Raw genomic sequence first — 8,428 nt, 5'->3', positions numbered from 1 at the left:
TGGCGGCTGACAACCCCTAATTTTAGAAAAATAGCGCGTTCGCTGCATTCCACAGCAAAAGGGCTATTTATACGCATTTACCCACAAAGTTATCCACATCCGGCGGTAAGAACAAATTTAGACGAGCATCACGCAAACGTTTTCGCTACAATGCCCCGGAAAAATCCCGGCCCCCATTTGGGGGCGTTACCTGAATCTTCGCTGCTTCTTTCTTTATAAAGGAGGGGAAAAGCTAAGATTGATGTAACGCTCTTATCTATGCGAACCAAAGCCAAGGGATAAAACCTCATGCAACAACCTCGTCCTGTACGCCGCGCTCTGCTCAGCGTGTCCGACAAAGCCGGTATCCTCGAATTTGCACAGGCGCTTTCCGCGCGTGGTGTGGAGCTGCTCTCCACGGGCGGCACTGCTCGTCTGTTGGCCGAGGCCGGCCTGCCCGTTACCGAAGTGTCTGACTATACCGGTTTCCCGGAAATGATGGATGGACGCGTCAAAACCCTGCATCCGAAAGTTCACGGCGGCATTCTGGGACGTCGCGGCCAGGACGATGCCATCATGCAGGCGCACAGCATCGCCCCTATCGACATGGTGGTCGTTAACCTTTATCCCTTTGCACAGACGGTGGCGCGCGAAGGCTGCTCGCTGGAAGATGCGGTAGAGAATATCGATATCGGCGGCCCGACGATGGTGCGCTCCGCGGCCAAGAACCATAAAGACGTAGCTATCGTTGTAAAGAGCAGCGACTACGACGCGGTGATTGCCGAGATGGACGCCAACGATAACTCACTACAGCTGGCTACCCGCTTCGATCTGGCTATTAAAGCTTTCGAGCATACCGCTGCTTACGACAGCATGATCGCCAACTACTTCGGCAGCCTGGTTCCGGCCTATCATGGCGAAACCCGCGAGCCTGCCGGACGCTTCCCGCGTACGCTGAATTTGAACTTCATTAAGAAGCAGGATATGCGCTACGGCGAAAACAGCCATCAGGATGCCGCCTTCTATATAGAAGAGAATGTGACTGAGGCTTCGGTCGCCACGGCGCAGCAGGTTCAGGGCAAAGCGCTTTCTTATAACAACATTGCCGATACCGATGCGGCGCTGGAATGCGTAAAAGAGTTCAGCGAACCGGCCTGCGTGATTGTCAAACACGCTAACCCTTGCGGCGTGGCGGTTAGCGATTCGGCTTTGGGCGCTTACGAGCTGGCTTACAAAACCGATCCTACCTCTGCCTTCGGCGGCATTATCGCCTTTAACCGTGAGCTGGACGAAGCGACCGCTCAGGCAATTATCAGCCGCCAGTTCGTTGAAGTGATTATTGCGCCCTCCGCCAGCGAAGCCGCGCTGAAGGTGACGTCGGCTAAGCAGAACGTGCGCGTGCTGATTTGCGGCCAGTGGCAGCAGCGTCAGGCCGGGCTGGACTTCAAGCGCGTGAACGGCGGTTTGCTGGTACAGGATCGCGATCTGGGCATGGTGGAAGCAAGCCAGCTGCGCGTCGTGACCAAACGTCAGCCAACAGAGCAGGAGCTACGCGATGCGCTGTTCTGCTGGAAAGTCGCCAAGTTTGTAAAATCCAACGCCATTGTTTATGCGCGCGACAATATGACCGTCGGGATTGGCGCAGGCCAGATGAGCCGCGTTTACTCCGCCAAAATTGCCGGTATCAAAGCAAAAGATGAAGGTCTGGTCGTGGAAGGCTGCGCGCTGGCCTCTGACGCCTTCTTCCCGTTCCGTGACGGTATTGATGCGGCGGCGACGGCGGGCGTGAGCTGCGTTATCCAGCCTGGCGGATCGATTCGCGATGAAGAAGTAATTGCCGCCGCTGATGAACACGGCATTGCCATGATTTTCACCAATATGCGCCACTTCCGCCATTAATAAGGAACCGACAATGAAAATTTTAGTGATTGGCAATGGCGGCCGTGAGCACGCGCTGGCGTGGAAAGCTTCGCAGTCGCCGCTGGCGGAAACCGTTTTTGTCGCGCCGGGCAATGCCGGCACCGCGCTGGAGCCGGCGTTGCAAAACGTCGCTATCGGCGCGACCGATATCCCTGCACTGCTGGATTTTGCACAGCGTGAGCACATCGATCTGACTATCGTTGGGCCGGAAGCGCCGCTGGTCATTGGCATAGTCGATGCTTTTCGCGCGGCCGGGCTGAAGATCTTTGGCCCGACCCAGGCTGCCGCGCAGCTGGAAGGTTCTAAAGCGTTCACCAAGGATTTCCTGGCCCGCCATAAAATCCCGACGGCGGAATACCAGAACTTCACCGACGTCGAGGCCGCGCTGGCCTATACGCGCAGTAAGGGCGCGCCGATTGTGATCAAGGCAGACGGCCTGGCGGCGGGCAAAGGCGTGATTGTCGCAATGACGCTGGAAGAAGCGGAAGCCGCCATTAAAGACATGCTGGCCGGAAACGCCTTTGGCGATGCCGGGCACCGTATCGTGGTGGAGGAGTTTCTGGACGGCGAGGAAGCCAGCTTTATCGTGATGGTTGACGGCGAGAACGTGCTACCGATGGCGACCAGTCAGGATCATAAACGCGTGGGCGATGGCGATACCGGCCCTAATACCGGCGGCATGGGTGCCTATTCGCCGGCCCCGGTCGTGACCGATGAAATCCACCAGCGCGTTATGGACGAGGTTATCTGGCCGACCGTCCGCGGCATGGCGGCCGAAGGCAACGTCTATACCGGCTTCCTTTATGCCGGCCTGATGATCGATAACAGCGGCCAGCCGAAAGTCATTGAATTTAACTGCCGCTTTGGCGACCCGGAAACCCAGCCGATCATGCTGCGCCTGCAGTCCGACCTGGTCGATCTTTGCCTTGCCGCCGTTGACGGCAAGCTGGATAGCAAAGACTCCGTCTGGGATCCGCGTCCTTCGCTGGGCGTGGTGCTGGCGGCGGGCGGCTATCCTGGCGATTACGCCACTGGCGACCAGATCCACGGCTTGCCGCTGGAAGCGACGCCGGACGGCAAGGTTTTCCACGCCGGAACCAAAATGCAGGACGATTTGGTGGTGACAAACGGCGGACGCGTATTATGCGTGACCGCGCTGGGCGAAGATGTTGCGGCGGCGCAAAAACATGCCTACGAACTGGCTAAGCACATCTCCTGGCATGGCAGCTTCTGCCGCACGGATATCGGCTACCGCGCTATCGGGCGTAAATAAGAGTGATTCAGGGGGCAGCACTGTCCCCTTCTCTCTCAAGCTGGCAGCCGATTAAAAGCTGTCGGCCTGCGGCTGTTGCTGACAAAGGTCTTCCGGCGTCGCCAGCAGCAGCTGCGTGCCGCCCGGCGCTTCCAGCCAGGCAATGCTGAGCGGTTCGCCCGATCCCTGCTGATGCTGGGTGATATAACGCACTGCGTTGCTGTCGAAGCCAGGCGAAGCCTTACCGCCTCCGCATAACCTGACCGCGCCCGAAGGCATCCACTCTCCCTGTAATAGCCTTACGCGTCCGCGTAGCAAATCGTCGCTGATAGTCAGCATACGTCCGGCATCAAACTGGTAGAGCGCGATAGCATCAGCCGTCAGCGCTTCCCGTCGATTCGCCAGCTGGCGCTGCATAAAGCTCAGGCGACCGGATTGGTCAAAGCGTAGCGTCACGCTTTCAGGATTTGCGCCCACGATTTTGCGTTCAACAGAAATCAGTTTGCCCTCTTGCCACTGGTAGTCCGTGGTTTCCGTTACCGGCTCGGTAAAAGGGGTATAGACCGTTTGCAGATGGGTTGACTGTGGGGAAGGCGTTTTGCGCCAGATACGCACGGCGCCGCGATCGGCAAGATAGCCGCTGGCGGTAAAATCAGGCATCTGCCGTGAACTACAGCCTGCTAACAGCAGCAGGAACGGCAAAAGGGAACGAGAGAAAAGCGTCACAAGCTGTCCTGGCAGAAACAGCTAAAAAGCCTTAACAAAAGGGGCTTAACGCCCCCCTGTTTAAAACTTTTCACTGTCGATTATTTAACAGCGTCTTTCAGAGCTTTACCAGAAACGAATGCCGGTACGTTTGCAGCTGCAATTTTGATTTCGTTGCCGGTCTGCGGGTTGCGGCCAGTACGCTCAGCACGGTGGTTAACTTTAAAAGTACCAAAACCAACCAGTTGTACAGCATCACCTTCTTTCAGAGACTCAGTAATCGCAGCCAGAGTGGATTCCAGTGCAGCTTTAGCCTGGGTCTTAGACAGGTCCGCTTTGTCCGCAATTACATCAATCAGTTGAGTCTTGTTCATAAGTTATCCTTACAGTGTATTTATCGCTTGCTAAGCATCGAGTGCGAGGGAAAAACCAGTTTCTGGCACTCTCCTGCATACACGCACCGATAGCCACTTTTTTCAGCCCCACAAATGTAGACCAGACTGGGGGCGAATGTGAAGCCTTAAGGCGCTACAAATCAGGCCTGAAGTCACGTTTTATCGCCTTACTGCTGAAAATTTATACCGATATTGCTAATCCCTGATTCCCGCAGGTCAGAACGCAGTCCTTTTATCAGTTCTGGATCCCTTTCCTCACAGGCGCTGAGCAGGCGAAAAATCTCCCACTGGATGTCCCATTCCTCTTCAACGGCAGGATTGGCTTTTAGCTCTTCCTCGGTCATTTCACGTTCGGCCTGGGTCATTTCCAGCATCGCTACAGAGGTGATTGAAGCTTCGCTGACGGCAATAGCGTGCGCCAGGGTTTCACCGCTCAAACGGGAATGCAGCAGTTCGCTCAGCGCGACGCAGGCGTCGATGGCTGGATAAACGCCGTACAGATCGTAATCCTCCGCCGCCGGAATGGCTTCTTCCAGCTTTTCCAGCTGCGAGTCAAAATTCACTTTGGCATCTTTCACCAGCAGCGTTTCCCAGACCAAATCGAGAATACGACGATAAAGCTGGCCGTCGCCAAACTCGGTCTGGCGGCAAAAAGCCCAGTAATTGGGATACATGCGCTCGCACAGGCAGGCCATAAAAGTAACGTGCTGCCAGCTTTCCAGTTTTTCCAGCCGCAGGTGAATCGGATTACGTAACATGTTGGGATCTCTTAAACAAAAGTGCGCGGGCTGCAGTGTAACCGAAAAGCCGGCGCCTCACACCGTTATAGCGGGATGCCGAGACGGGCGAAAGCGGGCCGGTTGGACGCCACGGCATCGGCCCAGCGCGTCGGTTCCGGCAAACGGTAGCCCTGCAGGCAGGTCTCCACCCAGTGCAGCGCCGTATCGTTACTGACGCGGTGGCCTGGCGAAATAAACAGCGGATTGCAGCGTTTTTTGCTGCGCAGCACCCAGCCAATCTGTTCGCCTTTGTCGATCAGCGGCTGTCGGGAGCCCGGCTCGTCGCCTAACGGCTCGAACTTGCCGCATAGCCGGCGTTTCGCCACGCCAATAGTCGGCACATCCACCAGCAGGCCAAAGTGGCTGGCGACGCCAAGACGGCGCGGATGCGCGATGCCCTGACCGTCGACAAACAGCAGATCGGGTTTTTGCTCCAGCTGCTCCCAGGCGGCCAGCAGAGCGGGATATTCGCGAAACGAGAGAAAGCCGGGGATATAAGGCATGGTGGTGGCTATCCGCGCGACGCGATGCTCAATAAGCTTCAGCGACGGATACTCCAACAGCACCAGCGCGGCGCGCGTGACCTCGCCGCCCTGCTCAAACCCCACGTCCGCCCCGGCGATATAGCGCGGTGGCATTACGTCAAAATCATCAGCGCGTACCACTTCCGCCGCACGCGTCGTCTGTTCCTGCTTTAATGCCTGTATATCCATAGTTAATCCTGGTGATACTGTCCTGACAGTTTGTGGACGGCCTCCACAAAAGCACCCGCGTGTTCCGGCGGAACATCCTGATGAATGCCGTGACCCAGGTTGAACACGTGGCCCGTGCCGTTGCCGAAGCCCTGAAGAATGCCCGCCACTTCCTGCTCAATACGGGCAGGCGTGGCATAAAGCATAGAAGGATCCATGTTGCCCTGCAGCGCCACTTTATGGCCAACGCGTCGACGCGCCTCGCCAATATCGGTGGTCCAGTCCAGACCAAGCGCGTCGCAGCCGGTTTCCGCCATCGCTTCCAGCCACTGGCCGCCGCCCTTGGTAAACAGCGTCACGGGCACGCGGCGACCGTCGTTTTCACGCTGCAGGCCATCGACGATTTTATGCATGTAGTGCAGGGAGAACTGCAAATAGTCGCGCCCGGTCAGCACGCCGCCCCAGGTGTCGAAAATCATCACCGACTGCGCGCCCGCGCGGATCTGTGCGTTCAGATAGAGCGTAACGCTGTCGGCCAGCTTATCCAGCATCAGATGCAGGGTTTCCGGCTCGGCATACATCATTTTTTTCAGTTTAGTGAAGGCCTTACTGCTGCCACCTTCCACCATGTAGGTCGCCAGCGTCCACGGACTGCCGGAAAAACCGATCAGCGGCACCGCGCCCTGTAAATTTTTACGAATGGTGCGCACCGCATTCATCACGTAGCCCAGCTCCTGTTCGGGATCGAACACGGGCAGTTTTTCGACGTCCGCACGGCAGGTCACAGGCGAGGAGAAGCGCGGGCCTTCGCCAGCTTCAAAATAGAGTCCCAGCCCCATCGCATCAGGGATGGTCAGGATATCAGAGAAGAGGATCGCCGCATCCAGCGCGTAGCGACGCAGCGGTTGCAGCGTGACTTCACAGGCCAGCTCAGCATTTTTACACAGCGACATAAAGTCGCCGGCCTGGGCGCGCGTCGCCTTGTACTCCGGCAAATACCGTCCGGCCTGACGCATCATCCATACGGGCGTAACGTCTACCGGCTGACGCAGCAGAGCACGCAAATAACGATCGTTCTTCAGTTCACTCATCTTCAGGACTCTTTTTCATTCAGACGCACAGTATATCAGTTATTCCGCAGCGGCGCGGCAGAGCGCGACGGTGTCTTCTATCAGCCGACGGGCCACCGTTCCCGCCGGCGGCAGCTGTGGCAAGGCGTCGTAGCGATACCAGTTGGCATCCAGCAGCTCTTTGGGATCAATGTTGATCTCGCCGCTGTCGTAGTCGGCCATAAACGCCATCATCAATGACTGCGGGAAAGGCCAGGGCTGCGAGGAAACATAGCGCAGGTTTTTCACCTTGATGCCGCTCTCCTCCATCACCTCGCGCGCTACGGTTTGCTCCAGCGTTTCGCCTACCTCCACAAAACCCGCCAGCACCGTGTAGATGCCGTTGCGGTGTCGGGTATGCTGAGCCAGCAGGATTTCATCGCCGCGACGAATGGCCACGATGATGCAGGGCGCAATTTGCGGATAATAGCGCTGGCGGCAGTGGCCACACAGGCAGGCCCATTCCGTTTTGCTGCGATGCATCGCGTGTCCACAGTAGCCGCACCACTGATGCGAGCGATAAAATTCGGCCAGCTGGATGCCGCGTCCCGCCAGCTGAAACAGGGCGGGATCCTGATCGAGCAGCTGCCGCAGCGACGCCATCCCTTCCGGACGATTTTCGCTAATCAGCCGTACAGGTTCGCCCTGCCATTCGCCAATCAGCGCGCCTTTCGAGCCGGCCAGGCCTAAATCTTGTGCGTTTCCGTACGGTAATTGACCTTTTGGCAGCCAAAGTTTCTGTTCATGGCTGACAATCCACCAGCCAGCGTCTACGCTTGAAATCTCAAGTTCCATAAATTGCTCATCCTCACTTCACGCACTTACCGGATTGGGATAGACAGTTAAAATAACACTTTTGGAGTTACTCATGCTTGACCAGCTGGAAGTTTTAGCCTCACGCGTAGGCGGATGCAGCGAACTGGTAGACTTTTGCCTTAACTCCCGCAAGCAGCTGCTAGTTGCTTATTATCAAATGGTTGGCATGAAGCCTAACAAAGAATCGCTGACTACGCTCGACGAAGAGGCGCTGGATAACTTCTGTCAAAGCCTGGTTGATTATCTCTCAACCGGCCACTTCACGGCGTACGAACGGTTTATTCAGGAAATGGAAGGCACCGACCAGCTGGCCAAAGCGGCGCTGATTTATCCTTCGCTACAGGCGAATACCGAACAGATTATGGCGATTTACGACGCCCATCTGGAAAACGCCATCGATCACGATAACTATCTGGAGTTCCAGCAGGCGCTGTCGATCGTCGGCGAAGCGCTGGAAGCCCGCTTCACCCTGGAAGATAAATTTATTCAGCTGGCGCTGGAGAAGTATGCGGATAAGTCCGCCGCTAATGACTCTGCGATGGCTCGTCCTGCCTGAAAAGTTAACTGTTTAATCCCTTGAGCTTTCCATAACGCCCCTTTATGCTGAAAAGGCAATCGCATGATTGCCTCTGGCGAAAGCCAGACTTCTTCTTGTCGGAGTGCCCCTCGGGGCTGAGACCGTTAATTCGGGATCCGCGGAACCTGATCAGGTTAGAACCTGCGAAGGGAACAAGAGTAAAGATCCAGGTCAGGGCCATCGGCTCTGCGCTTACTCCTCCGA

Annotated in this window: 10 protein-coding genes and 1 riboswitch; of the genes, 4 read left to right on the top strand and 6 right to left on the bottom strand. The window is 56.6% G+C overall.

All coding sequences use genetic code 11. From position 1 onward, the window contains the following. The 3 genes from AB6T85_RS23330 to purD form a co-directional block, all read left to right on the top strand. Positions 1-219, top strand: a 219-nt coding sequence (locus tag AB6T85_RS23330) for a hypothetical protein (protein WP_369896998.1), incomplete at its 5' end; no start/stop codon positions are given. A gap of 69 nt (positions 220-288) precedes the next feature. Then, a complete protein-coding gene (gene purH / locus AB6T85_RS23325; protein WP_369896996.1) occupies positions 289-1,878 on the top strand; it encodes a bifunctional phosphoribosylaminoimidazolecarboxamide formyltransferase/IMP cyclohydrolase in 1,590 nt (529 codons plus the stop codon). A gap of 13 nt (positions 1,879-1,891) precedes the next feature. After that, a complete protein-coding gene (gene purD / locus AB6T85_RS23320; protein ID WP_253456258.1) occupies positions 1,892-3,172 on the top strand; it encodes a phosphoribosylamine--glycine ligase in 1,281 nt (426 codons plus the stop codon). Positions 3,173-3,223: 51 nt separating this feature from the next. On the opposite strand, the gene AB6T85_RS23315 is transcribed toward purD, so the two are convergent. The 6 genes from AB6T85_RS23315 to nudC form a co-directional block, all read right to left on the bottom strand. Beyond that, on the bottom strand, positions 3,224-3,877 hold the full coding sequence (locus AB6T85_RS23315) for a DUF1481 domain-containing protein (RefSeq protein WP_369896994.1): 654 nt from the start codon (positions 3,875-3,877) through the stop codon (positions 3,224-3,226). 80 nt (positions 3,878-3,957) lie between these two features. Continuing rightward, complete coding sequence (gene hupA / locus AB6T85_RS23310; protein WP_017803060.1) at positions 3,958-4,230, bottom strand: nucleoid-associated protein HU-alpha; 273 nt, start codon at positions 4,228-4,230, stop codon at positions 3,958-3,960. A 188-nt stretch (positions 4,231-4,418) separates the two neighbouring features. Further along, positions 4,419-5,009 carry a YjaG family protein gene (locus AB6T85_RS23305; protein WP_253456260.1) on the bottom strand — a complete coding sequence of 197 codons (591 nt, stop codon included), beginning with the start codon at positions 5,007-5,009 and terminating at the stop codon, positions 4,419-4,421. A gap of 65 nt (positions 5,010-5,074) precedes the next feature. Next, entirely contained in the window at positions 5,075-5,743 is a 669-nt protein-coding gene (nfi, locus tag AB6T85_RS23300) for a deoxyribonuclease V (RefSeq protein WP_125290958.1), read from the bottom strand. 2 nt (positions 5,744-5,745) lie between these two features. After that, the gene (gene hemE, locus AB6T85_RS23295) at positions 5,746-6,813 is read right to left on the bottom strand and encodes a uroporphyrinogen decarboxylase (RefSeq protein WP_125290957.1); all 1,068 of its coding nucleotides are present in this window, start codon (positions 6,811-6,813) and stop codon (positions 5,746-5,748) included. A 39-nt stretch (positions 6,814-6,852) separates the two neighbouring features. Next, positions 6,853-7,626 (bottom strand): NAD(+) diphosphatase, encoded by a 774-nt coding sequence (gene nudC, locus AB6T85_RS23290; protein ID WP_253456262.1) that lies wholly within the window; start codon positions 7,624-7,626, stop codon positions 6,853-6,855. 73 nt (positions 7,627-7,699) lie between these two features. On the opposite strand from nudC, the gene rsd reads away from it, so the two are divergent. Beyond that, positions 7,700-8,203, top strand: a complete 504-nt coding sequence (gene rsd / locus AB6T85_RS23285) for a sigma D regulator (RefSeq protein WP_369896991.1) — start codon at positions 7,700-7,702, stop codon at positions 8,201-8,203. 89 nt (positions 8,204-8,292) lie between these two features. Then, a riboswitch (TPP riboswitch) is annotated at positions 8,293-8,393 on the top strand. Positions 8,394-8,428: the final 35 nt, after the last annotated feature.

The organism is Erwinia aeris (genome assembly GCF_041224955.1).
In the GTDB taxonomy this organism is placed as follows: Bacteria; Pseudomonadota; Gammaproteobacteria; order Enterobacterales; family Enterobacteriaceae; genus Erwinia; species Erwinia aeris.
This window is presented reverse-complemented; position numbering and strand designations above follow the sequence as displayed.

Excerpts from the sequence above, each read along its gene's own strand:
- purH (WP_369896996.1), top strand. The coding sequence starts at position 289 with ATGCAACAACCTCGTCCTGTACGCCGCGCTCTGCTCAGCGTGTCCGAC.
- purD (WP_253456258.1), top strand. The coding sequence starts at position 1,892 with ATGAAAATTTTAGTGATTGGCAATGGCGGCCGTGAGCACGCGCTGGCG.
- hupA (WP_017803060.1), bottom strand. The coding sequence starts at position 4,230 with ATGAACAAGACTCAACTGATTGATGTAATTGCGGACAAAGCGGACCTG.
- AB6T85_RS23305 (WP_253456260.1), bottom strand. The coding sequence starts at position 5,009 with ATGTTACGTAATCCGATTCACCTGCGGCTGGAAAAACTGGAAAGCTGG.
- nfi (WP_125290958.1), bottom strand. The coding sequence starts at position 5,743 with ATGGATATACAGGCATTAAAGCAGGAACAGACGACGCGTGCGGCGGAA.
- hemE (WP_125290957.1), bottom strand. The coding sequence starts at position 6,813 with ATGAGTGAACTGAAGAACGATCGTTATTTGCGTGCTCTGCTGCGTCAG.
- nudC (WP_253456262.1), bottom strand. The coding sequence starts at position 7,626 with ATGGAACTTGAGATTTCAAGCGTAGACGCTGGCTGGTGGATTGTCAGC.
- rsd (WP_369896991.1), top strand. The coding sequence starts at position 7,700 with ATGCTTGACCAGCTGGAAGTTTTAGCCTCACGCGTAGGCGGATGCAGC.